This is a genomic window from Pseudoalteromonas sp. SW0106-04 (genome assembly GCF_001293805.1).
Taxonomy (GTDB): domain Bacteria; phylum Pseudomonadota; class Gammaproteobacteria; order Enterobacterales; family Alteromonadaceae; genus Pseudoalteromonas; species Pseudoalteromonas ruthenica.
On record NZ_BCAI01000014.1, the window covers coordinates 85,824 to 109,333 of the forward strand.

Genomic DNA, 23,510 nt, shown 5'->3' on the forward strand with positions numbered 1-23,510 from the left:
CACTACGAAAACACCAAGGGCCGCAATTGCGGCCCTTTTTTATGCAATCTCACGTGTTTTACAGATTCGCCAGAACCTGCTCTGCACTTGAAACGCCAAATTGTTTATCTTGCTCAACAAATAACTGCGTCACCACCCCATCGTCAACCACCATGGCATAACGTTTCGAGCGTATGCCACCAAAACCAGCGGTGTCTTTGTCCAAGCCAATGGCCTTGGTGAAACTGGCATCACCATCAGCTAGCATGGTGATCCCCTGCGCACCTTGGTGCTCACCCCAGGCTTTCATGACAAAGGCATCATTCACCGATAAACAAATGATGTTGTCTACACCTTTGCTGCTAAACTGCGCTTGATGAGCAATAAAGCCAGGAAGGTGCTTTGCCGAGCAAGTGGGGGTAAACGCGCCCGGCACAGCAAACAGTACAACCTTTTTGCCAGCAAAAAGCTGCTCTGTGCTGGGGTGGGTCATTCCTTGCTCATCAAGGAGGGAAAAAGTGGCAGAAGGGAGCGCTTGGCCTTGGGCTATCATTATTTATTTCCTCTTTTAAACGGGGTTAAGCCGATTGATTATCAAGCCCTAGGCTAGCACGAATACTTTGCATTTGTTGCTGCAAGCTCAGATGGATATCTTTAACCCGGGTATCCGAGGCGCTAATTTGCGTTTGCATATCGTGCATGGAGCGCTCGAATTCAATCAGCATATCACGCTGGCGATGCGCATAGTCGGTTGCTTGCGCCGCCACTTGGTTAGCATGCTCTGCGCTTTGAGAGATATCTTCGGCGTTACGCTTAAGCTCTTCGGCGTTGTCTGTTTGTGCTTGCGCTTGCGTTGCCAACTCGCCAATGTGTTGTGACACGCGCTGCGAATTAGCACTTAAGCTATTGAGTTGGGCGTGAATATCGCCCAAAGAAGCTTGTGTTTGCTGCGCCAGTTTACGCACCTCATCGGCCACGACAGCAAACCCTCGGCCATGCTCACCAGCACGAGCTGACTCGATAGCAGCATTAAGCGCTAGCAAATTGGTTTGCTCGGCAATGGTATTGATCACATCCAACACCTTAGAGACATCCTCAACACCAGCGAGTAACTGATTAAGACTTTGCATGCCTTGCTCAATACGTTGCTCGGTGGTCGACGAAGCCGCTAGCATAGCATCGGCGAACCCTAAGCTTTGCGCCATGGTGGTCAGCGTATGCTGGGCGTTATCAGCCACTTGGCTGTTCACCTCATTGACATCATCACCAATACGTTGCACTTCACCGAGTAAAGTTTGACTGTGCGACGCATGTGCAGAGGTTTGCTCAGCGCCACTGCGAATATGCTGCAAGTTATCGCTCATGTCGCTCATAAACTCATTGATCACGCGCAGCATCTCTTGGCGCTCACGCACTTCATTGCGTTGGCGCTCAATAAGCTGGTTAAAGTAATCCGCAATTTCGCCTACTTCCGTTTCGCTATTTTTGCTTACTATGGGGTTAAGTTCGTTGCTTTCTATGAGTGTGGCGAAGCCGTCGCGCAATTGGCGCAGTGGGTTCAGCACTTGCGAGCGCTGCAACCAATATACCGCTGCAGCCAAAATAAATAACAAACCAATGGCAATGCCAAATACCACTAAAAGGCGTTGCTTCAGAACATTCTGAGCCGCGCGCAGCTGCTGTTCAGCATCAATAACCACATCAACGACACTGCTTACTTCTGTACGCAATTGCATTATGCCCTGCTGGTGAATTTGGCCTTGTTCAATGGTACTTTGCAAATCGCGCGGATAACGTTTTGGCCAGCTGCGGATCTCCGCTTTGATATCGCCGGCGAGGTCTTCAGGCTCAGCACCAAAGAACAGCTCGTCTTCATCTACTTCACTCATCACCCCGAGGTTTTCGGTATTTTCAATCTCAGCCGCTAACGCATTCAGCTGCTTTACTGCTTGTTCAACCGCTACCTGCTTGTCGGCGCTATAACCTTGGTACAACGCTTGAGTTGCGAGGCTTAAATCAAGGACGCCTTGGTAATAATCCCCCGCCAACTCAATGTACCTTGAGGCACTGCTGCGCTTGTCTTGCGGTGCTTGTTGGGCATAATTAATTAACGAGGTTGCCGAGCCGGCCATTTGCCGAAGTGCGTTATCTAATAACGCGGTTTCATTGCCAGAAAGCTTACCCAGAGCGCGATAATCGCCGTCAATGCCATCGAGCAGTACTTGCAAACGGGTATTGAGCTGGCGCTGCAATTGCGCCGACAACGAGGGCAAGTATTGATTTTGAATAGTTTCGATGCGCTGTTTGGCGTCTACCAGATTTTGCGCATCTCCAGTACTTAAGTAGTCTTCGATGTCACCTGATAAGCCGATGATAATGTCATTTTTAAGAGCGCCATAGTGGGTGTTTTGTTGCTCCAAAGAGACTAAGGTTTTAGATGCCCACCAAAGTACAGCAACAAGCACCAAACTGGCTGTTGAGAGCAACAGTGCTACCAAACGAGTAAAAGTAGAAACACGCATAAAAAACCCCACCAATGCTAGTGGGGATAGCGTATTACTTATTTATGACAGTTGTATTAAAAAACACATATAGGGGCATTGAAGGCGCCACCGACTTGGTTTATTTCATGGCTGCATTCACATACACATCAAAGCGGTTTTTCTTGGTTTTTATTTGTGTGCTAGGCGTTTTACCTTCTAAAAACGGGGCGTAGTCAGGGCGCTTTACCACAACCCGTTTTGTTGCTAATGAAAGAGCCGGTGCTAATAACGCATCCGCGTCTTGATCATCCCCCACTAAGGTTTGAAATACGCGCATCTCCTTTTTTACCAACGCCGACTTTTCTCGGTGCGGGAACATAGGATCAAGGTACACGACATCAACAGGCTGCTCACTACTGACAATGGGTAGTAACTGCTGCGACGCGCCATGCTCTAAGCGCATACGCTCACGCATCCAAGGGCCAATTTCGCTATCCATGTAAGCCCGCTCTAGGCCATCGGCAAGTAATGCAGCAACCACAGGGTGGCGTTCAAATAGAGTCACCGTGCATCCAAGCGATGCCAGCACAAAAGCGTCTCTTCCTAGCCCTGCGGTGGCATCAAGAACATGGGGAATTGCGCCTTTGTTTAGCCCCACCGCTTTGGCAATCGCTTGGCCTTTGCCGCCACCGAATTTACGACGATGCGCAGCGCCGCCGCTGACGAAATCAACACGAATAGGCGCGAGTTTTGGCTCATCCCGTTTCACCAAAGATAAGCCCTGTTCATCGTACTGAAGATAAAAAGTGTCGTTGTCGTTATACTCTGCTAGTTGAAAACGTGTTGCTAGGGTATCAACATAGCCTTGCGCCTGCGGAATTCGGCAATAGATTTGCACAGCTCGCTCCAAGAAATCACCAAGGCACCCATAATAACAAAAGTTCGTTATTCGCAGGGACTAAATTCCCGCCTAAAACAGCTCAACATCCGTTTGACTGCTGCACTGTTGTTCTGAAGGGGGTTGGGCGAACTGCTCAATATAATGAATTAGCTCATTGCGAATACTTTGTAACTGCGCGCCTTGAGTGGCAACCAGGCGCAATAACTCTTGTTCACCATGAGCTTCAAGCTTGTTCATTAACTGGCTTTCAAACGCCATAAACGCTTCACCAAATAATGCTGCGCAGCGCAGCGCTTGGTCACTGTTTTGCATATCCTGTAATTTAGCGTTCGTAGCCTCTAATAAGTGTGGGAATAAATCTTTATAGCGTCCATACAATGCACTGTCATCAATGGGCATATTCTTTATTAATAATGACACTTTGGGGTAATTGATAATGGTGTTGTCGTCAAAATCAACGAAGCGTTCGCCGTGGCGCTGTTGCAACAGTAGCTCCTGCTCTAGCGGACACTCTGTGCCATGGTTAGCAAAGAACTGATGCTCATCCTCGTGCCAAAACGCCACCACGACGTCGAGCCGCATTGGCTCAAAAAAGGCCAAAAAGTTGCGCGATAAGCTCGCTAAGTCATGAGTAGCGAACGACTGGCTAACAAAGCGCATAACACGTCCCATATCTCCCGAGTCGGTCATAGCCATTTCAGCGGTACTTTGGGCGCGATTTACCTCGTGTTCTAACTCCTTAGAGCGCTGTTTGTATTGGTACAAGACATCAATACGCGCTGCCAGCTCGTCACTGGCAAAAGGTTTAATGATGTAGTCATCAGCACCGGCATTATAACCGCGAATGCGTTCTTCTAAATCTGCACGACCGGATAAAAATAGTATGGGAATGCCTCGGGTAAGCTCATTATTTTTAAGTTCTTTACATACCGCATAACCATCCATTTTGGGCATTTCAACATCAAGCAAAATGATATCAGGCTGGTGCTTTTGCGCTTGACGTATGCCTTGTTCGCCGTTTTTTGCGTGGATCACCTGAGCAACCCCAGATAACGCTTCTTCCACTAGATGGTGAATCACTTTGTCATCATCGATGGTCAGCACTATTTTCGCCATTGGCCACTCGCATACTTAGAAAAGTTACTATTAGCATAGTATGAGTGACTGATTTTGCGAGAGAAAGTGAGAGTTTTATAGGGAAGGAAAAGCAAACAGCGCCCGCAGGCGCTGTCAGTTGTATGGCTTAAGCCGCGATGCCACTGTGCCTAAGCAATGCGTCAACGGTTGGCGCACGGCCACGAAAACGCTCAAATAGCACCGCTGGCTCTTCAGAGCCGCCTTTTTCCAAAATATTGGTTAAAAAGGCATGGCCGGTATCGCTATTAAAAATGCCCTCTTCTTCAAATTTAGAAAATGCATCGGCCGAGAGCACTTCTGCCCACTTATAAGAATAGTAACCCGCGCTGTAACCGCCGGCAAAAATATGCGCAAAACCATGCTGGAAACGGTTGAAACTCGGCGGCTGAATAACTGCCACCTGCTGGCGCACTTTATCGAGTATGATTTGAATTTCACTGCCCGCAGTGGGGTTGTAATCGGCATGAATATGAAAATCAAATAACGAAAACTCGAGCTGGCGAACCATCTGCATAGCGGATTGGTAGTTCTTTGCCGCGAGCAGTTTTGATAGCAGCTCTTGCGGCAAGGGCTCGCCACTTTCATAGTGGCCAGAGATAAAAGCAAGTGCTTCTTTCTCATAGCACCAGTTCTCTAAGAATTGGCTTGGTAATTCCACCGCATCCCAAGCCACGCCGTTTATACCGGCAACGGCAGCGGCATCAACTTGAGTCAGCATATGGTGCAAACCATGACCAAATTCATGGAACAAGGTGACCACTTCATCGTGGGTAAACAGTGCCGGCTTATCCCCTATTGGGCGATTAAAGTTACACACTAAATAAGCGACTGGGGTTTGCAACTGCCCGCCTAAGCGTACTTTTCGGCCCATGCAGTCGTCCATCCAAGCGCCACCGCGCTTGTGCTCACGGGCATACAAATCAAGGTAAAAACGCCCACGCAGCGTGTTATTGCCATCATAAATGGCGAAGAAACGCACATCGTCATGATATGTATCGATATCTTGCTGCTCTTCAACACGCACACCAAACAGTTGCTCAACTGTTTTAAATAAACCACTGAGGACTTTATCTTCAGGGAAGTACGGGCGTAATTGTTCGTCGCTGATGGCGTACTTTTCTTGCTTTAGCTTTTCACTGTAGTAGGCATAGTCCCACGCTTCGAGCTGATCAATATCGTGCTTTTCTTTGGCATAGGCACACAGTTCCTCTAGCTCTTTTTGCGCTTGTGGTCTCGACTTTTCCGCCAAGTCATTTAAGAAGCCAAACACTTGCTCAGTGGAGTCTGCCATTTTAGTGGCCAACGACATTTGCGCATAGTTTTCAAACCCCAACAATTGCGCCAATTCATGACGCAGTGCCAATTCCTCATCCATGATAGCGCTGTTGTCGTACTCACCGGCATTAGGCCCCTGATCGGACGCCCGAGTAACGAACGCGGTGTAGGCTTCTTGGCGAAGTTCACGGTTATCGGCGTGGGTCATAATTGGCAGGTAAGAAGGAATATCTAATGTAAACAACCACCCTTCTAACTCTTTGCTCTGCGCTGTTTGCGCCGCCAAAGCCTTTGCTGATTCGGGTAAGCCTGCGAGTTGCTGCTCATCGGTAATATGCTTTTGCCATGCCAGTGTCGCATCCATGACATTATTTCCAAACTTAGCGGCAAGCTCACTTAAGCGGCTGGATATTTCGCCATAACGCTTTTTATCACTGGCATTCAACGCGATGCCAGAGAGCTTAAAATCTCGTAAGGCATTATCAATAACTTTTTGTTGCGGCTTTGATAGCTGCGCGTATTCATCGCTTTGCGCTAAAGCAGTGTAAGCATCAAACAACCCTTGATGCTGACCCACATAGGTGCTGTATTCACTTAATTTAGGTAATACTTGGTCATACACCTCACGCAGAGCTTGAGAGTTTACCACCGAGTGCATATGCGACACGGGCGAGAACAGTCGGCTTAGCTTGTCGTCCGCTTCCTCCAGCGGCATCACTAACCCTTGCCAAGTAAAGTCTTTGCCAGCAAGCACTTGCTCAATGGTTTCCTTGCACTGCTCAATACCGTGCTCCACGGCTGGCACCACATGCTCGGGTTTGATCTTTGAAAATGGCGGTAAGCCCTCGAGGCCAATCAACGGGTTGGTCATAGTAATCTCTCATTATTCGTTTAATACCTACATTCTTGGGGCGATGATGGAAAATGCAAGTGCAGATCCACCGCCTTATTTCTGCTAAGGTATGGCAATATAGTGATGACAACATCAGTTCATAGGAATAAAGAAATTATGGCTCAACATTTTGATTATATTTGTATTGGCGGTGGTAGTGGCGGCATTGGCTCGGCAAATAGAGCGGCCATGCGTGGTGCGAACGTCGCGTTAATTGAGGCGACTCACTTAGGTGGCACTTGTGTGAATGTAGGGTGCGTGCCTAAAAAAGCGATGTGGCATGGTGCCCAAGTTGCAGAAGCAATTAAGCTATACGCCCCAGATTATGGTTTTGATGTTGAACTAAAGAGTTTCAGTTGGAGTAAGCTAGTAGAAAGCCGAGAGGCCTATATTGGCCGTATTCACCAAGGCTACAACAAGTACTTAGCCAGCAACGGTGTAACTGTGATTAATGGTTTTGCCAAGTTTATTGATAGCAATACCGTAGAGGTGAATGGCGAGCACTACAGTGCCGATCATATCCTTATTGCCGTAGGCGGACGCCCTATTATTCCAAATATTCCTGGTGCCGAGTATGGTATTGATTCGAACGGCTTTTTTAAACTCACCGAGCAGCCTAAACGCGTTGCGGTTGTGGGTGCTGGTTACATTGCCGTAGAAATTGCCGGTGTACTGCATGCCCTCGGCACAGAAACGCACCTATTTGTGCGCCGTCATGCGCCGCTGCGCAATTTCGACAACATGCTGGTAGAGACGTTAGTGGAGGTCATGAAAAAAGAAGGGCCAACCCTACATACCGAATGCTCGCCTAAAGAGGTGGTGAAAGAAAGTGATGGCAGCCTCACCATCCACTTTGAAAATGGCCACAGCCAAAATGTCGATGAAGTAATTTGGGCTATTGGCCGTACGCCTACCACCGATGCTATTAACGTTGCTGCTGCGGGTGTAGAGGTGAACGAAAGTGGTTATGTGAAGGTCGATGAGTACCAAAATACCACCGCCAAAAACGTTTATGCCGTTGGCGACATTATCGAAAATGGCATTGAACTCACACCGGTTGCAGTTAAAGCGGGCCGCTTACTCTCTGAGCGCCTTTTCAACCCAGAAATGCCTAATGCGAAAATGGATTATGGCCTAGTTCCGACCGTGGTATTTAGCCACCCGCCTATCGGTACTATTGGTCTCACCGAGCAAGAGGCCATCAACCAATATGGCGAAGAAAATATCAAAGTGTACAGCTCTACATTTGCAGCAATGTACACCGCCGTCACCCAACACCGCCAACCATGCGCAATGAAATTAGTATGCGCTGGCAATGACGAAAAAGTGGTCGGCTTACATGGCATTGGCTTCACCGTTGATGAGATGATCCAAGGTTTTGCGGTAGCAATGAAAATGGGCGCGACCAAAGCCGACTTTGATGCCGTGGTTGCCATTCACCCCACCGGCTCAGAAGAGTTTGTTACTATGTAAATTTTTCTCTGGAAAAGTGAAACTTTACATTTGCTAACTCTGGAAAACCATCTAAGCTGACCAATTAACGTACAGTTATTGGTTAGCTTTTTTATGCTCACAATTGTTCAATCTGATGATTTTGAAACTGAGATCCAAACACCGTTTTGCGAGACAAAATCAAGCATTCAGCTAAAAGGCTTTCCAACCTTTTATGAAAATGGTGAATACGTCACGCCAATAAACCTTTGGATGAATCACCTCATTAACGTAAAACGCGCAAAAAACATCAATTCAAATGTGCGTGCCATAAGCCGATATTGGCGGTTTTTAAAAAGCCATAAACTCTCTTGGAAAGACTTTCCAAACATTAAATCAAATAAGCCAACATACCTCTTTAGAAACCAAGACCTATTGGTAGCAGTGAAAGCCGGTGAGCTAAATAGTTCGACCGCAGCGGTTTACATAAACCACATTATAAAGTTTTACGAGTGGGCATATTACGAAAGGCTAATTGAGTTTTCGAAAGAAAATAAACCTTTTGAGGTTGAATTTGTTAGCATCAAAACTACTGGAATGTTGGCACATATCAATCGTAATTACGTGGTAAGGAGCTCTGATTTGCGGATCAGAGTACCAAGGCGAACACCAGAACAAAGCTTAAATCCACTTACCGAAGATGAAGTAAAGCTATATTCTCGAGCACTCAAAGAACAATCTATTGAATTTCAAATCCATCAACTATTGCAACTCATGTGCGGCCTGCGTATTGAAGAGGCCTGCACTTTCCCTGCAAGCCTAGTTAAAAGGTGTAACCCAGATACATATCATGTTCAAGTCAGCATAGGGCCAAACAATGGCGTGCTGACTAAATTTGGTTCTGTCAGAACCATCGAAGTGCCAACTGTACTAATGAACAAAATGTACCGTTACCTGATTAGTGAAAGACGCCATAAAAGAGAGTGCAAAGCTGAGAAAGCAATTACTGAATTACTGATTACCAACCGAGGCAAACCATATACTCCCAACGCGATACAGCGTCATTTCAACTTAGCTCGCGGTCATATTAGAAATAAACTCAACGCACATTTTCAACACAGAACTCATGATTTACGCGCAACCTACGGTACCTTTCGCCTAGCGTCACTCTTGGATGAAAACATTGGGTTATCACCCTTTGATGCAATGTCATTAATCATGGGCTGGATGGGGCATAAAGACGAAAAAACAACGTGGCGGTACCTAAACTTTATAAACCGAAGCAAAGCATCTATACGCGCTATTTGCTTTTTAGACCAGATAATGGACTCGGTTATTAATGAGTATGAGGATCCCTCGTGATTAACAAATCAAAGTTAAATCTTGACCTCAAGCTTAAATTGAACATCTATGGTAATCAATTTGTGTACCCTGATTTTCAACGATTTAGGTATAAAGGAGTTCCTAAAGTTGTTGAATTGCGAAAAAGCACTTTGCATAATCGTGATGAGCTAGTTATTGAGTGGTATCGCGCATTCAAGGGCAATACTGAGTATACAGACACAACTCTGCATTCTCTGTACAGAACCTTCACGAAATACGTAAAAATCTGTGACAGTATTCCTGTAAGCCCTGACTCAAAAGAGGGTATCAGCGCATTTGAAGCGTCCTTAGTCCACAATGTCAGAATTGGCTCTAAAAGTTCAAATTCAGCAAAAGGTGAGTTAAGTAGCCTACGAACTATAATGAGAATGCTTGATCGCCCTGTTGACCAGTGGTTTTCGAAATTCAAACTATTTCGTAGCCAAATAAATCCGACACAAGCTTATTCAGAGATTGAACTTAAAACACTTATCAAGATACTACAAAGTCTTTACTTTCAGCTTTCAAAGCAAATACAAGCATCACCTAAGAAATACATCAGAGCCGGAAGGCGTGATCAGTACGCGAGCTTTTCTTTCAAAGATATAGAAGTCCCTGTAAGTGGTGCGATTACAAAGTGTTACTGTGCTGCCTATTTCTTGCTCGCTTACTATACATGGGCTAATGCCAGTACAGTAAGGGATATGGATATACCGAAAGCTTCTCAAAAGAAAGGGCAGCAAGGAAAATGGTTTGTGCAAACAGCGCTAAAAAAGAGAGCAAATAAGTTTGTTACAATCGAGCTAGGCGACAACCTCAGTACCGACATTCCAAAGCACGCGCTCAACTTTATTAATGACCTTATCACCCTAACACACACACTGTTTCCTAATACCAATAGACTACTTCACCAATGTATTGACGGAATAAATAAGCCTCTCTGTCCAACACATATTCGCTCTAACATGAATTGGCTAATTAATACCTTTGATTTAACTGACGACAATGGCCAAGAACTTAGGCCTGAAGCTAAGCGCTTTAGAGCCACAGGTTCGGCAAATTACTTGGCGCTTACAGGGAATTCACTCGAAACATCAATGTTGCTTAATAACACGCCTGATGTAGTACGAAAACACTATAGCAGAGGTAACGAGTCTGAAAATAATGCTCAATTACAAGCCACGGCTAATACATTAGAAAATGCCATCAAGTGTGGCGATATAGAGAAGGCTCGCGAACAAACTCTTGAGCAAATGAACCTTGAAGTACTCCCTTACGACGAGTTTGTAAATCGCTATGCTAAGTCTGGGAATGGTCAAAAAACACCTTTAGGCACAGGATGTAAAGACCCTTTCGACAGCCATGGGGAGCGTTTTCGGCGAAAAGCCTCTATCGACAGTGTGGATATGAGCCACCTCGCCTGTGCTGACTTATTGAATTGTTTTTCCTGCCCAAACCAAGTGCTGGTCGAAGAAGTTGATGATATCTGGTGTTTGTTGAGCTTTTACGAAGCGTTAGAGGATGCAAAAGAAGATCACCTCAACATGTCACACTTTAAAAATAACTTTGAACGAGTGCTCAACAGAATAAAACAAGTGCTTTTTAGTATCGACTTGAAAGTGAGAAGACAAGCTGAAAGGAAGTTACATGATGTTGGACGTCACCCATTTTGGCCCGATACACTTAATTTAGTTTTGTAAGAGGTGATTATGAGGCCACTACTAGCTACTCCAGAAGAAATCATAAAAGAGAACACAGTTCTGGTAGAGCGTGCTATCCAGTATTACGAAAGTAAAGATTGGGATAATCTCAACAAGATCCCCGTAATGATAGATCAAGATGGTCATGTCTTAAGTCATTTCGGTGACCAGACCTGGGACGTCACACATTATGTCGATGTTAAAATCGTTTCAAAAAAGCGGGCATCTTTTACCCATTTAACAACCACTCCTTTGTTACAGGAGCAAAAGTTACTCGCATTCCTTGGTTTATTTGCTGTTGGCACTTTAAGGCAAGGTGCCATGATAAAAACAACGACATTCCTAGAAAGGAACCTTAACTTGACCCAAGTATACAAATACTTAGAGTCTATCAAGGCAGAATCGCTTTGCATTCTTAACCATCCCATACAGTTTGCAAGGTTTTGCGAATACTTAAAGTCACTAAAAATGAGTTGTTCATATACTGCAAAACTTATTTTCGCACTAAATTGGGTAGAAGCAGTTAAAAACGAAATACCAATAAAGCTTTTACTCCCCAGAACAACATCTATTGCAGAACTTGGCCGCCAATTAGGCTGCCCAACCAAGTTAGAAAGCGAGCAATTTTACGCTATACCATCACGCTTGATGCAGCTTATATACTCAAAAGCGATTGAATATATTGATAACTATTACCCAATCAGGCAAACGCTATTAGATATCCATACTGAAGAACAAGAAAATTACGAGATTGGTAAGAGTATTGTTGATAAAAAAATTAAAAATGGTCAATGGAAATGGCTAGACTCTAATTCCTCAAACTATAGAGTTGAGGTATGTAACGCAAAACCACAGAAGTCAATGAATGTAATCTTAAGTTACATCTCAGACACTAATACTAAAAAATTACTACCAAACAATATCAAAAAGTTCTATTGGCTTTACTCTCATATCTTGACGTGCTGCTTCATAGTTTGTGGAGCTTTTTCAGGCATGAGAAGAAGCGAGCTTTACAGTTTACATCCTGACAGCTTCAAAACGTTAAAACTAAAAGAGCAAACCTTTTATTCATTACAAGCTTATCACAGTAAAATGACTCCTGCGGTGCCTGAAAAAGCAGAATGGTTAACTTCTCCAATCGTAGGAAAAGCAATAGAACTGGCATCATACCTCACTCAAAATATGAGAATACAGCTCATGCTTTCTGATGACAGAGTTGAAAATCAAAGAGCTTCAAGTATTTGGTTAGTTCAGCAAAATAAAAGCAAGAAGCCAAACATACTTACAGGCCCCCCTTTTGCTCATCATCATAAACAACTAGTAGAAGAAGCTGGTGCGATCGTAAATGAGCAAGACTATGAAGAGTTTAAACTGCTAAACCCAAACCTAAATATACATGCTTACAAGCAAAAAATAGTTTTAGGTAAACCTTGGGCTTTTACAACCCACCAACTCAGGCGGACTTTTGCAGTGTTTGGCAAACGATACAACCTACTTTCTGACGTCGCTATAAAGCAGCAGTATAAGCACCTGTATTTACCAATGGCCCAGTGGTATACAGAAGGTGGCGTAGCCGCAAAAATAAAGCATGTAAAAGTGGACTCAGAACTCAACAATCTACTAAGAGAAGTAGATAGAGAAGTCACAACACAATTGTTGTTTCAGTGGTATAACTCAGATGACAAACTATTTGGTAAGAAAGGTCTAGACGTTGTAAAAGACAGACAAAATACCGCTGTTAAATATTCATCATGGGATGCTTTGTATGCGCAAGTCTCAGCTGGCCGAGTATCTATAGCTGGCACACTCCATTCATACTGTATGGCAGGCTATGAATGCCGAATGGAAAAGGTTGTATCACCAACCAACTGCTTTAACTGCGAGAACGTTGTTATTGACGAGGAGAAAGCACAAGCTTGGCAAAAACGACATCTGTGGATTGTTGAGACTATAACTGAAATGGAGGAGCATACCAAACTAACTCAATCACAGTTAAGCCATTTTATTACGCAATTGCGTGCAGCTGAAAAGGTTATGGACTACTTTGAGATAAGCTACACTCCATACAAACCTGAAATTGAGATCAGACAGATTTGAGTAAGTCAGAAAATACGAGATTAGAGCTTCTAAATGCAATTGACAGAATACTTTCTGGCAATACGATACGTATTGATTCCAAAAGAGGATTAAGTGCTATAGCTGTCGAAGAAGAGGCTAATCTAGGTAATGGTTCCGCATACTATTACTCAGACGTCATTGAAAAAATAAAACAACTCAAATCAAGGGCTATTACAAAAAAGCAAGCACAGCAAAACTCTGATGTAACTAAGCTGCGTGAGAAGCTTGCCAATGAAAAACGGTTAAAAGAAAAATACCGAGCAGAAATAGCCAGCTTAAAAGAGCAAATGGCACAAATGGCTTCGACCCACAATGCTCTGGCGCTTTCAAATCACCAGCACTTAAAAAAGATTAGTGATCTTGAAAGTGAGTTGTTTTTGCTTAAAGGGAGTAACTAGCTGTAGTGGCTCGCGAACATAATCCCTCTGACTTGATTACATCGTACATTTTGGACTCACATTAAGTGAGAATATGACCGGTGCCTGACTCACTTTAATTGACAATGAACTCACGCTAATCGAGAACGGGCTTGCAAACATAATCAGTCGGCTCACTTTATTTAAGAATAACGACAGTTCATAAAAATGGACGTTAAAAGATACCGTTCGTTAGTTTATGCATATAAAGCAGCCTGCGCCATTACTTATTTAAGCGTCAAAACTTAAAGCGTGAAAGCTTAGGTATGTATCGGTTAATGTCAGACTTATATTTTAGAAAATCATCGCCATGCACTTTCTTCAAATAAGGCTCTTCAATTTGTCGAACAATCACTTCAATGCAAATCCAACATACAAAAACACATGCCCAAAGCAGCAAATGTGGGAACGTTATACACACCCCTGCCCAAAATAGAAAAATACCAAAGTAAATGGGGTTGCGAGACTTTGCGTAAATCCCGTGGGTAATAAGTGCAGTCGTTTCTTGCTGGTCAACGCCAATACGCCATGAATCTCCCATTTGAATTTGAGACAACAAAGTTACAGCAATTCCGCAGGCGCCAATCAAGGAGCCGAGAAGCTGAAATGGAATTGAAGGAACAAATAGTAGGGGCGCACGTCCTAAGTAACCAAAAAGAACTAGACCAAATGCAAAGCAAAACGTAACCACGAATATAGCCCCTGGTACAATTTCTATTAATGGTGCGTTTATAGATGCTGCTCTTATACCAAAATCACCATTTCTCTTATATTGAACAAAGCTTCTACCGAGGACGGCTAGCGCCAAAAAACTACTAATTAAAATAAGCGAAACCATATCTATCCTTATCGTACATGACGTTAAGAATATGATTGTAAAGTCTATACTTAATAAAGAGTCAATAGGTACCTAAAAATCGTTCAGGTAAAACTTGGGCATTTACGAATAAATGCCCAAGAACACTACTGATCCCCTTTACTATGCACGAGTCGATAGAGTACAGGCAGCACTACCAGTGTTAGCAAGGTTGACGATATTATCCCGCCGATGACCACCGTGGCCAAAGGCCGTTGCACCTCTGCACCTATGCCCGTATTGAGCGCCATGGGCACAAATCCAAGGCTTGCCACTAGTGCTGTCATTAATACCGGACGCAAACGAATAAGTGCCCCTTCAACAATGCTATTCACTAATTCTCCGGTTTCTAGCAAACGTTGCTTGATGAAGGACAGCATTACCAATCCGTTTAATACGGCAATCCCAGACAACGCGATAAATCCTACCGACGCGGATATGGATAAAGGCATATCCCTTAACCAAAGAGACATTACACCGCCTGTTAATGCCAAAGGGATACCTGTGAAGATAATCAACGCATCGCGTATAGAACCAAACGCAATTACCAGCATTGTCAAAATCACAAACAACGTAACCGGTACCACAATCGTCAATCGTTGACTCGCACTTTCGAGCTGCTCAAAGGTTCCACCATAGTCGAGCCAATAACCAGCAGGTAAATCTACTTCATCATTAATTCTCGCCTGAGCTTCTTCAACAAAAGTGCCAATATCTCTGTCACGCACATTTGCTGTGACAACAATACTACGTTTGCCATTCTCCCGGCTTATTTGGCTAGGTACTTCTTTAAATGCAAGTGTGGCTAATTCGCTTATTGGTACATGCTCACCAGAGGGCGTGACTATGGGAATGGTCTCAAGCTGAGTGAGTTCATTTCGAATGTCGTCGGCATATCGCACGACAATTTCAAAGCGTCTGTCGCCTTCAAAAATCATTCCAGCGGTTTTTCCACCTGTCGCAGCATTGAGCCATAACTGCAAGTCGGCTATATCCAAACCAAAGCGTGCCAATTGATTAGGCTTTGGTGTGACGGTGAAGATTGGAATGCCTTCTACCTGCTCAAGCCTCGCGTCATCAGCCCCTTCAATCGTTGAAATAACGGACAAAATGTCAGAAGCAGATGCAAAGAGGGTATCTAAGTCATCCCCAAATAGTTTTATGCCCAAATCTGCCCTTACCCCACTGATCAATTCATTAAACCGCATTTGAATAGGTTGGGTAAATTCATAATTATTGCCGGGCAAGGTAAACAAGTCCTCTTCAAACGTTTCGACTAGCTCGGCTTTAGTCATTGATGGATCGGGCCATTGTTCCCTAGGCTTCAAAATAACAAACGTATCAGTAATGTTGGGCGGCATAGGATCGGTAGCGACCTCACCCGTACCCGTACGACCGAATACCGTCTGAACTTGCTCATACTGCATAAGTTTCGCTTCAAGAGTTTTTTGCATTTCAACTGCTTGTTCTACCCCAGTCCCAGGGATGCGTATCGCTTGTACTAAAATATCACCTTCATTGAGCTGGGGAATAAACTCGGAGCCTAATTTACTGCCCATCCATAAACTGCCGACAACCAAAGCACTCGCACCTACTACTACTAGCCATCTAAAACGCAGCGCGCCCATTAAAATAGAACGATACACTGCCTTTGCACCTTTAATAATTGGGCTTTCTTTTTCGCTAATTTTACCTCTCATGAAAATTGCTATCGCCGCAGGCACTACGGTAAAACAAAATACCATTGCGGCAAGCAAAGCCATTATCACGGTCGCTGCCATGGGGTGGAACATTTTACCTTCGACGCCAGTGAGCGTGAACAAGGGGATATAAACAATGGTAATGATCAATACACCAAACAAACTGGGGCGTATGACTTCATTAGTGGCTTCATATACAACATTCAGCCTTTCTTTGAGCGGTAGAGTAGCGCCGTTTTGTTTCTGGGATTCGGATAATCGTCTGATACAGTTTTCAACAATGATAACTGCGCCATCGACAATCAAGCCAAAATCCAGTGCGCCTAAACTCATCAAGTTAGCAGACACATCTGTTTTGACCATGCCCGATATCGTGGCAAGCATTGCCAAGGGTATTACAGCGGCGGTAATAAGTGCAGCTCGCACATTCCCAAGCAAAACGAATAGCACAACGATGACAAGTAAAGCGCCCTCGACGAGGTTTTTCTGCACTGTGTCGATGGTTTTGTCAACGAGGCTTGTCCTATCGTAAACCGCTTCAAGGATTACGCCCTCGGGTAAGCTTGTTTTAATGGTTTCGAGCTTACTGTCCACAGCTTTGGCGACCGTACGAGAGTTTTCTCCCACTAACATCATTGTCGTGCCAATCACTGTTTCTTGGCCATTTAACGTGCCGGCTCCAGAGCGCAGCTCTTTACCGAGGTTGATTTGGGCGATGTCTTGAATTTTTACCGGTACGCCATCAATGATCTTAACAACCACTTGGCCGATATCGTCGATGCCCTTAAGTTGGGCTTCCGATCTGATCAGTACTTGTTGCCCATTTTGTTCTACAAAACCAGCGCCTTGATTCGCATTGTTGCGTTCTAGCGCACTGAGAAGGTCACCTGTACTTATCCCAAAGTTTATCATTGCGACTGGATTAGGATTCACATGATATTGCTTTTCAAATCCGCCTATCGCATAAACCTCGGTCACCCCCTCAACAAGCGACAATTGGGGCTTAATTACCCAATCATGGATCTCCCTTAATGCCATAGCATCATAGGGTTGACCGTTGTCCTGTCGCGCCTGAGGCTCTGCACTTAACGAGTACATGTAAATTTCACCCAAGCCTGTGGAGATAGGGCCCATTTCAGGGGTTAACCCTGTTGGCAATTGCGCCGCGATGGCGGTGAGACGCTCGTTGACGAGATTTCGTGCGAAATATAAATCAGTGCCCTCTTTAAACACGACTGTGACTTGCGACAAACCATAGCGTGATATCGAGCGGGTATACGATAAATTAGGCAAACCGGCCAGCGAGGTTTCAACTATAAACGTTATGCGTTGTTCAGTCTCCAAAGGCGAGTAACCTGGGGTTGCGGTATTTATCTGCACTTGCACGTTGGTGATATCAGGCACAGCATCAATCGGCAATTGTTTGTAACTGTACATACCAAAAAAGGCGACAAACAAGGCGAACAACATCATGACACCACGTCGCTCAATGGATAGACGGAGTATTGGTGCTATCATGTTCTCACCTCACCGTTTTTATGGACTTGGCTTTGCTTTTGACAATAAATGCGCAGGTAATTAGTCATCATCGCCCGCCTCCATTTTTAATAAATCAGCTTTTAGTAAATAGCTATTTTCTACAACGACTTGCTGGCCTATTTGAACGCCCTTCACAATCTCTACTAAACGGTTGTCCGTGTTCCCAAGCTTTACTTGGCGGGGGTAAAATCGCTCCCCTTCTTTGACAAAAACAATGGTTTGCCCATCTAACTCTTGTATTGAACTTTTGGGGAGAGCCAGATTGACTTCTTGGAACCCAATCTGAATATAACCCTCTACCATAGCGCCTAAAGGCCAATAACCACTGCCATTATCAACGTTCACAAACGCGATAGAATAAGGTTTGTCATCAGGTGAGGACGTAATGTGGCTTATACTTGATTGTTGCTGCAATTCCTCAAGCCTTAAAGTGACTTCCATATCAGCGGCAATACGAGTACGTTGTTTGGGGAAAATAGCCAATTGAGCAATTGCGCGAGAGTAATTAGCAACAGAAAGCAGTACTTGACCGTTGGTGAGCTCACCATCATTGGCGTGTCTAGCTATGATTTTTCCAGACATCGGTGAGGTGATTGAGTATTGATTTAAACTCTCGTTTGACTCAATGATTGCCAGTGTGTCACCTTTTTCTACTTTATCTCCAATATTCACCATGATACGTTTTACAACACCGTCGAAGCGGGCACGAATATGACTCAGTGACGCAGGATCATGAACTATCCGCCCAAAGGTTCTGGTTGTGAGCGATAATGTTCCTGATGCGGCCGATGCAGTCACGATATCCTGTTCAAGCATCCGTTCTTGAGATAACACTACGTACTCGGGTCTTTCTTCGGCTTCCTCATCGTCATCATCAGCCAGGGCGACAGAAGCAAACAGTAAAGTAGCTAGCATGACTAACATGCCAAGCAAGTCACGTGCGCTAGTAACTAATGTAAATTGTGATTTATTCATTATTTTTTCTCTATTCATTGTGATGATTGAGCAGACGTCGAGGGAGAGTCAGAAAACACGGGAATTCCCGTAAGTGCCTCTAGATCTGCGCTTCGAAGGTGGACTAAGCCTGCGGCTTTTATCAGTGTTCGTTGCATATCTATGAGTTGCTGTTGCGTTGTCACCCACTCTATGTAGTTGTAGCGACCACTTTCATAGCCACCCCGCGCCAATTTCAATGCAGATTCCAATGTTGGGACGACATTGTCTTGAAGGGTAGTAACAGTGAGCAAGGCTTGGTCTTTTGCGCTAATGACTTGATTTAATTGGCGAGTGAGTTCACGAATTTTCGCTTGTTTTTGATAGTCTATACTGTCAAGCAATGCGCGCTGTTGTTCGTATTCACCTAGATTCCGCTGCTTGGTATTTAACGGCACCGAAATACTGGCGACTAACGCTGTGTCATCAATTCCCTGCATTCTTCGGATACCGGCTTCCCACGCAATGTCGAACTGCTGACTGGCCTGAACCACTCTCAATCTGGCCTCTTGTACCCGATAGTTATCAGCATAAAGCAGAACGTGTGGATTGCTTTGAAGCTGTGAAAGCATATGTTCAAGTGATAGTGAATTTGGAAACGATAACAGTGTCCCTTCAACTTCCGCAAACGCAGCGTTAGTGTCACCCCACATGATGGCCAGGTCGCGTTTATACTCATTGAGTTTTTGTTCACTTATCAATAACGACAAACGCGCCTGCGACAACGCTGACTCTGCACGTTTTTTCTCAAGTGGTGAAGAAGCCCCCGCTTCAACCCGTGTAGAGACTGTCTGAAGCATTGTGCGAGCCAGCATTTCAGCTCGTTGCTCAGTCTTGTGCAACGCTTGTTGGACAATGACATTGATATATCGTCGAGTTGTTTCACCCAAGATGTCCAGCGTACGAATGCGCCGTTGTGTAAGCAGTTGTGCTTTTTTTGAACTCACCACATTCATTCGGCCGCTGACTTTATCTCCAAGCTCGATGACCGACGATAAGGTCAGTGTCAATTCGGCATCTTTGATACCAGACACTTCGCCTGTTCCCAACACATTTTCAACTTCAACCCCAACAGACATTTCAGGTCGTAAGCTGGCCATTTTTGATTCACCATCCAAAGCCGAAGATTTAAATTCGAACACAACTAAATCTGGGTTGTTTGATAATGTGCGTTTGAGCGCATTTTCAAGCGTGATTGAAGACTTTTGCGCATTGGCAGATTGAACAGATATGCTCATGGTTACCAGTGCAGCAGATATCAATTTCAGATACGCTGAGCTAGCTTTTTTTATGCCCAATGGGCGTGAAGAACTCATAAAAGAACCTTTTGTTCATAAGATAACGACATACATGGAAAGCACCCATGCAAACATATAGGAGGGAATGGATTAATGTTGAGGTGGGCGCAAAAGGCCTTCGACTAGGCCGTCAGTGACGTTGCGGGAATAACTGTATTGATTGGTATATAACGGTTTAGATACGTCATTTATTGGGTGTTGTGCCAGAAACTTAATCTGTCCACATTGACACAGCACACAATGGAAACACTTAGACTCTTCACTCGACGTATTATCACCAGCATTTACATTTTTTTCGGGAACATCATAAGTGCCTATCGACTTTGATTGTTCAGGGACTGACGATACCTCCGCAGGGTAGTCATCGCATTGAGCGGCGAACGAAAAGCCCGATTGACACATGAGCAAAGTAATAAGTAGCCATGCCAACCTACGCAGTTTTGATGTGCAATTAAAAATTGGCATTTTCTTATCAACTTTGCGCATTAAGCGCTCGCTGTCTTTCATTTCCAGCATCTTCGAGGATCATTTTTGCCCCGCGCAACACAACGCACGAAACTATCACACCGATAACCAGATCAGGCCATCGAGAATCGAGCCAAAACACCAAAACGCCAGCAGAGATAACACCTAAGTTGGCAATCACATCGTTGGCTGAAAATATCCAGCTTGCCCGCATATGCACTTCTTCATTTCTTTGTTTGCGTATGATCACAAGACAAATGACATTAGCAACCAGTGCAACTGCCCCCATAGCCATCATTTGTCCCGATACAGGTTCGCTACCGTAAATTGACCGTCTTACAATATCAATGATAATCAACACACCCAGTGCCATCTGAAAAAAGCCGCTAATTCTAGCCGCATTGGCTTTGTGCAATAGCGATTTACCAATAGCATAAAGGGCAACACCATAGACAACTGCGTCGGCGAGCATATCAAGTGAATCGGCTATTAATGCGGTTGAATCAGCAAGCAACCCGATCCCCATTTCTATAACAAACATTGTCGCGTTTATTCCCAAAAGCCAATACAAAACCTGTCGTTGAGACTGGTCTTTTATTTCAACTTCGCACCCACATCCGCTCATTAGAAACACACTCTTTACTGATGAATAATATGAGTATAAAGTCTATACTTGGTATAGAGTCAACGGTTAGGAGAAAAAAATGAAAATTGGTGATGTCGCAAAGACGACAGGTTGTAGTATTCAGACCATTCGTTTTTATGAAAAGAAGGGGCTCTTGCCTGAGCTTAAGCGCTCAAGTGGAAATTATCGTGTCTACGACAAGGGGACTATTGAACAACTCCTGTTTATCAAACAGTGTCGTTCATTAGATATGTCTATCATGGAAGTAAAAACGCTAATGGACAGTCGTTCGAGGCCAGATCAGAGCTGTTCAAATATCAATACGTTAATAGCTAAGCATTTATCAGACGTCATTATTCGCATTGAAGAGCTAAACGTATTAAAGTCATCACTCGAAAATATGGCGTCATCGTGTGACCAAGACAAAACCATTAGGGACTGTGGTATTTTAAATTATTTACACACTTAAAATTGTAAGAAGAACACAATTTCACTGTGCGCGCTCACCTTAACTTGTATCTATCGGCTAACATTCGTCATTTGTGTAGATTTATAAGGCAAAAATCAATAGCCTGAACTTTTGATACTGAGTCAGCCATGCATATTCATTTGTGGCCCTACAAAGCGATTTACATCGGAATCAGTCCTGATAATGATGTTCATGCACATCATGCTGTCCAAATTTGCATTGGTTTAGACAAAGACATCTCGGTTCAAGATTACAAGGCACAAAGTATTCACACCGGACAATGTATTGTGATTTTCGAAGATGTCCCTCACAAGGTTTTGGCACAGGACAATCAGATTGTAGTCATCTATTTAGAGCCTGAAGATAGGCAAAACCAACAATTTCTCAAAGCCTTACGTCAAGCCAGGAGTGATGGAATTAATACTCTGCCGCTTACTAGCAAAGAATTGGGATCCATTTCTCAGCACCTATTTACTGACGTCGATATCGACAAAGTGTGGAAAACAGTAAATAAAGCGGTAGGGCTAGTCTATAGTCCTGCGCTTTCATCGCGCCCTGAGGATAAACGGGTACGAGCGGTCATCGACATTATTGCTTCGCAGAGAGGTTGTGCAATCGATATGGCGTTTTTATCATCGAAGGTTTTCTTGTCCCCAAGTCGTCTAACACATCTTTTTAAGCAAGAAGTGGGTATACCTATTAGTCGTTTTATTGTCTGGTGGCGTGTGCGCGCCGCAATAGAACAACTGAGTAAGTCAGCAACATTGACTGAGGCTGCCCATGCTTCGGGTTTTTCTGACTTACCTCATATGAGTAAAACGTTTAAACAGCTGTTTGGATTTGCACCTTCCTCGTTATTCAAACCGCACACCATTAAAATTCACAGTAATTAGCCGTTTGATACAAGCCGAATTAAGTTTGACTAGGGAATAATATACGCATCAATAAAAACGCGAATGTGTAAATACTATGAGAACGTTGGTCCAATGGATGTTCAGCCCATTATTTTTTTTAAGCTTTATCTTTGCTGCATCCAGTATCTCCCAAAACACAGGATCTGCAGCTTGGCTTATACCCCTGCTTTTATTCGCCATCGTCGTATCTTTTGCAGCTGAGAAATGGTTACCATATGAAAAAGCATGGAATACACCGCAGGGAGATTTCGGGCGAGATATAGTGCATGCCATTGTCAATGAAGGCTCTTTGGCTCTCACGGTCGCGTTTATCCCAATAATGACCGCGATAGTGCCCCACTTCAGTATTTGGCCACACCATTGGCCACTACTAGTACAACTTGGCTTTGCCATCATCGTCGCTGACTTTGGGATAACGATGGCACATTATTTTAGTCATAAATACAAAGTGCTTTGGCGCTTACACGCGGTTCATCATAGCGTTGAACGAATGTACGGGTTCAATGGATTGTTAAAGCATCCCCTTCACCAAGCGATTGAACTAAGTGCAGGTACACTCCCATTACTTTTGATAGGTATGCCCTTAGAAATAGGCGCATTGTTAGGGTTTAGTGCTGCCATACAGTTGCTGTTGCAACACTCTAACGTTGATATGCGGCTTGGCCCGCTAAAATATGTTTGGGCTGTTGCTCCAGGTCACCGACATCATCACGTAAAAGACGGTACCAAAGGTGACGTTAATTTTGGGTTGTTTACACATTTATGGGATCACCTCCTTGGTACATTCGTCACCAATTCTAATGAACGACCCTCACCACGTAATGGGGAGCTAGGAATTGGTAGTCAACCAAATTACCCCAAGAATTACATCGCACAGCTTATTCAGCCTTTTATGAGAAAGGTATAAACACTTCACGGAAGTTGAAAATGTTCTTTAGAAACGAGCGAGATAACAGT

Annotated in this window: 18 protein-coding genes; 8 read left to right on the forward strand and 10 right to left on the reverse strand. The window is 44.2% G+C overall.

Features of this window, described 5'->3' with window-relative positions; all coding sequences use genetic code 11:
* Positions 1–58: 58 nt before the first annotated feature.
* From W04_RS15190 to prlC, 5 genes are all read right to left on the reverse strand, one after another.
* The gene (locus W04_RS15190) at positions 59–532 is read right to left on the reverse strand and encodes a peroxiredoxin (protein WP_053911470.1); all 474 of its coding nucleotides are present in this window, start codon (positions 530–532) and stop codon (positions 59–61) included.
* Positions 533–557: 25 nt separating this feature from the next.
* On the reverse strand, positions 558–2,501 hold the full coding sequence (locus W04_RS15195; RefSeq protein WP_053911472.1) for a methyl-accepting chemotaxis protein: 1,944 nt from the start codon (positions 2,499–2,501) through the stop codon (positions 558–560).
* Between the two features lie 100 nt (positions 2,502–2,601).
* A complete protein-coding gene (locus tag W04_RS15200; protein WP_053911475.1) occupies positions 2,602–3,360 on the reverse strand; it encodes a class I SAM-dependent methyltransferase in 759 nt (252 codons plus the stop codon).
* A 72-nt stretch (positions 3,361–3,432) separates the two neighbouring features.
* Positions 3,433–4,479 carry a PleD family two-component system response regulator gene (locus W04_RS15205; RefSeq protein ID WP_053911476.1) on the reverse strand — a complete coding sequence of 349 codons (1,047 nt, stop codon included), beginning with the start codon at positions 4,477–4,479 and terminating at the stop codon, positions 3,433–3,435.
* A gap of 127 nt (positions 4,480–4,606) precedes the next feature.
* The gene (gene prlC / locus W04_RS15210; protein ID WP_053911478.1) at positions 4,607–6,646 is read right to left on the reverse strand and encodes an oligopeptidase A; all 2,040 of its coding nucleotides are present in this window, start codon (positions 6,644–6,646) and stop codon (positions 4,607–4,609) included.
* A gap of 138 nt (positions 6,647–6,784) precedes the next feature.
* Here prlC and gorA point away from each other — a divergent pair, with 138 nt between their 5' ends.
* The 5 genes from gorA (at position 6,785) to W04_RS15235 (ending at position 13,676) form a co-directional block, all read left to right on the forward strand.
* Positions 6,785–8,140, forward strand: coding sequence for a glutathione-disulfide reductase (gene gorA / locus W04_RS15215; RefSeq protein ID WP_053911479.1), 1,356 nt, complete (start codon positions 6,785–6,787; stop codon positions 8,138–8,140).
* A 93-nt stretch (positions 8,141–8,233) separates the two neighbouring features.
* Positions 8,234–9,460, forward strand: a complete 1,227-nt coding sequence (locus W04_RS15220; RefSeq protein WP_053911480.1) for a site-specific integrase — start codon at positions 8,234–8,236, stop codon at positions 9,458–9,460.
* Positions 9,457–11,160 (forward strand): hypothetical protein, encoded by a 1,704-nt coding sequence (locus tag W04_RS15225; protein ID WP_053911481.1) that lies wholly within the window; start codon positions 9,457–9,459, stop codon positions 11,158–11,160. The genes W04_RS15220 and W04_RS15225 overlap by 4 nt, the downstream gene beginning before the upstream one ends.
* A gap of 9 nt (positions 11,161–11,169) precedes the next feature.
* Positions 11,170–13,257 carry a hypothetical protein gene (locus W04_RS15230; protein ID WP_082342259.1) on the forward strand — a complete coding sequence of 696 codons (2,088 nt, stop codon included), beginning with the start codon at positions 11,170–11,172 and terminating at the stop codon, positions 13,255–13,257.
* A complete protein-coding gene (locus W04_RS15235; protein ID WP_053911482.1) occupies positions 13,254–13,676 on the forward strand; it encodes a hypothetical protein in 423 nt (140 codons plus the stop codon). Before W04_RS15230 ends, W04_RS15235 begins: the two co-directional genes overlap by 4 nt.
* Before the next feature lie 256 nt (positions 13,677–13,932).
* On the opposite strand, the gene W04_RS15240 is transcribed toward W04_RS15235, so the two are convergent.
* The 5 genes from W04_RS15240 to W04_RS15260 all read right to left on the reverse strand — a co-directional run bounded on the left by W04_RS15240 (position 13,933) and on the right by W04_RS15260 (position 21,170).
* Positions 13,933–14,532, reverse strand: a complete 600-nt coding sequence (locus tag W04_RS15240; RefSeq protein WP_053911483.1) for an isoprenylcysteine carboxylmethyltransferase family protein — start codon at positions 14,530–14,532, stop codon at positions 13,933–13,935.
* A gap of 125 nt (positions 14,533–14,657) precedes the next feature.
* Entirely contained in the window at positions 14,658–17,768 is a 3,111-nt protein-coding gene (locus tag W04_RS15245) for an efflux RND transporter permease subunit (RefSeq protein ID WP_053911484.1), read from the reverse strand.
* A 60-nt stretch (positions 17,769–17,828) separates the two neighbouring features.
* Positions 17,829–18,764: an efflux RND transporter periplasmic adaptor subunit gene (locus tag W04_RS15250; RefSeq protein ID WP_053911485.1), complete on the reverse strand. Its 936-nt coding sequence runs from the start codon at positions 18,762–18,764 to the stop codon at positions 17,829–17,831.
* Positions 18,765–18,778: 14 nt separating this feature from the next.
* Complete coding sequence (locus W04_RS15255) at positions 18,779–20,098, reverse strand: TolC family protein (protein WP_053911486.1); 1,320 nt, start codon at positions 20,096–20,098, stop codon at positions 18,779–18,781.
* 454 nt (positions 20,099–20,552) lie between these two features.
* Positions 20,553–21,170 (reverse strand): cation transporter, encoded by a 618-nt coding sequence (locus tag W04_RS15260; RefSeq protein ID WP_053911487.1) that lies wholly within the window; start codon positions 21,168–21,170, stop codon positions 20,553–20,555.
* 79 nt (positions 21,171–21,249) lie between these two features.
* Here W04_RS15260 and cadR point away from each other — a divergent pair, with 79 nt between their 5' ends.
* The 3 genes from cadR to W04_RS15275 all read left to right on the forward strand — a co-directional run bounded on the left by cadR (position 21,250) and on the right by W04_RS15275 (position 23,460).
* Positions 21,250–21,639 (forward strand): Cd(II)/Pb(II)-responsive transcriptional regulator, encoded by a 390-nt coding sequence (gene cadR, locus W04_RS15265; protein ID WP_024606396.1) that lies wholly within the window; start codon positions 21,250–21,252, stop codon positions 21,637–21,639.
* A 128-nt stretch (positions 21,640–21,767) separates the two neighbouring features.
* Entirely contained in the window at positions 21,768–22,532 is a 765-nt protein-coding gene (locus W04_RS15270; protein ID WP_053911488.1) for a helix-turn-helix transcriptional regulator, read from the forward strand.
* 76 nt (positions 22,533–22,608) lie between these two features.
* Positions 22,609–23,460 carry a sterol desaturase family protein gene (locus W04_RS15275; RefSeq protein WP_053911489.1) on the forward strand — a complete coding sequence of 284 codons (852 nt, stop codon included), beginning with the start codon at positions 22,609–22,611 and terminating at the stop codon, positions 23,458–23,460.
* Positions 23,461–23,510 lie beyond the last annotated feature (50 nt).

Bases quoted from the DNA above. Each gene is read 5' to 3' on its own strand.
- W04_RS15190 (WP_053911470.1), bottom strand. From the start codon at position 532: ATGATAGCCCAAGGCCAAGCGCTCCCTTCTGCCACTTTTTCCCTCCTT.
- W04_RS15195 (WP_053911472.1), bottom strand. From the start codon at position 2,501: ATGCGTGTTTCTACTTTTACTCGTTTGGTAGCACTGTTGCTCTCAACA.
- W04_RS15205 (WP_053911476.1), bottom strand. From the start codon at position 4,479: ATGGCGAAAATAGTGCTGACCATCGATGATGACAAAGTGATTCACCAT.
- prlC (WP_053911478.1), bottom strand. From the start codon at position 6,646: ATGACCAACCCGTTGATTGGCCTCGAGGGCTTACCGCCATTTTCAAAG.
- gorA (WP_053911479.1), top strand. From the start codon at position 6,785: ATGGCTCAACATTTTGATTATATTTGTATTGGCGGTGGTAGTGGCGGC.
- W04_RS15220 (WP_053911480.1), top strand. From the start codon at position 8,234: ATGCTCACAATTGTTCAATCTGATGATTTTGAAACTGAGATCCAAACA.
- W04_RS15230 (WP_082342259.1), top strand. From the start codon at position 11,170: ATGAGGCCACTACTAGCTACTCCAGAAGAAATCATAAAAGAGAACACA.
- W04_RS15240 (WP_053911483.1), bottom strand. From the start codon at position 14,532: ATGGTTTCGCTTATTTTAATTAGTAGTTTTTTGGCGCTAGCCGTCCTC.
- W04_RS15245 (WP_053911484.1), bottom strand. From the start codon at position 17,768: ATGATAGCACCAATACTCCGTCTATCCATTGAGCGACGTGGTGTCATG.
- W04_RS15250 (WP_053911485.1), bottom strand. From the start codon at position 18,764: ATGAATAAATCACAATTTACATTAGTTACTAGCGCACGTGACTTGCTT.
- W04_RS15255 (WP_053911486.1), bottom strand. From the start codon at position 20,098: ATGAGTTCTTCACGCCCATTGGGCATAAAAAAAGCTAGCTCAGCGTAT.
- W04_RS15260 (WP_053911487.1), bottom strand. From the start codon at position 21,170: ATGAGCGGATGTGGGTGCGAAGTTGAAATAAAAGACCAGTCTCAACGA.
- cadR (WP_024606396.1), top strand. From the start codon at position 21,250: ATGAAAATTGGTGATGTCGCAAAGACGACAGGTTGTAGTATTCAGACC.
- W04_RS15270 (WP_053911488.1), top strand. From the start codon at position 21,768: ATGCATATTCATTTGTGGCCCTACAAAGCGATTTACATCGGAATCAGT.
- W04_RS15275 (WP_053911489.1), top strand. From the start codon at position 22,609: ATGAGAACGTTGGTCCAATGGATGTTCAGCCCATTATTTTTTTTAAGC.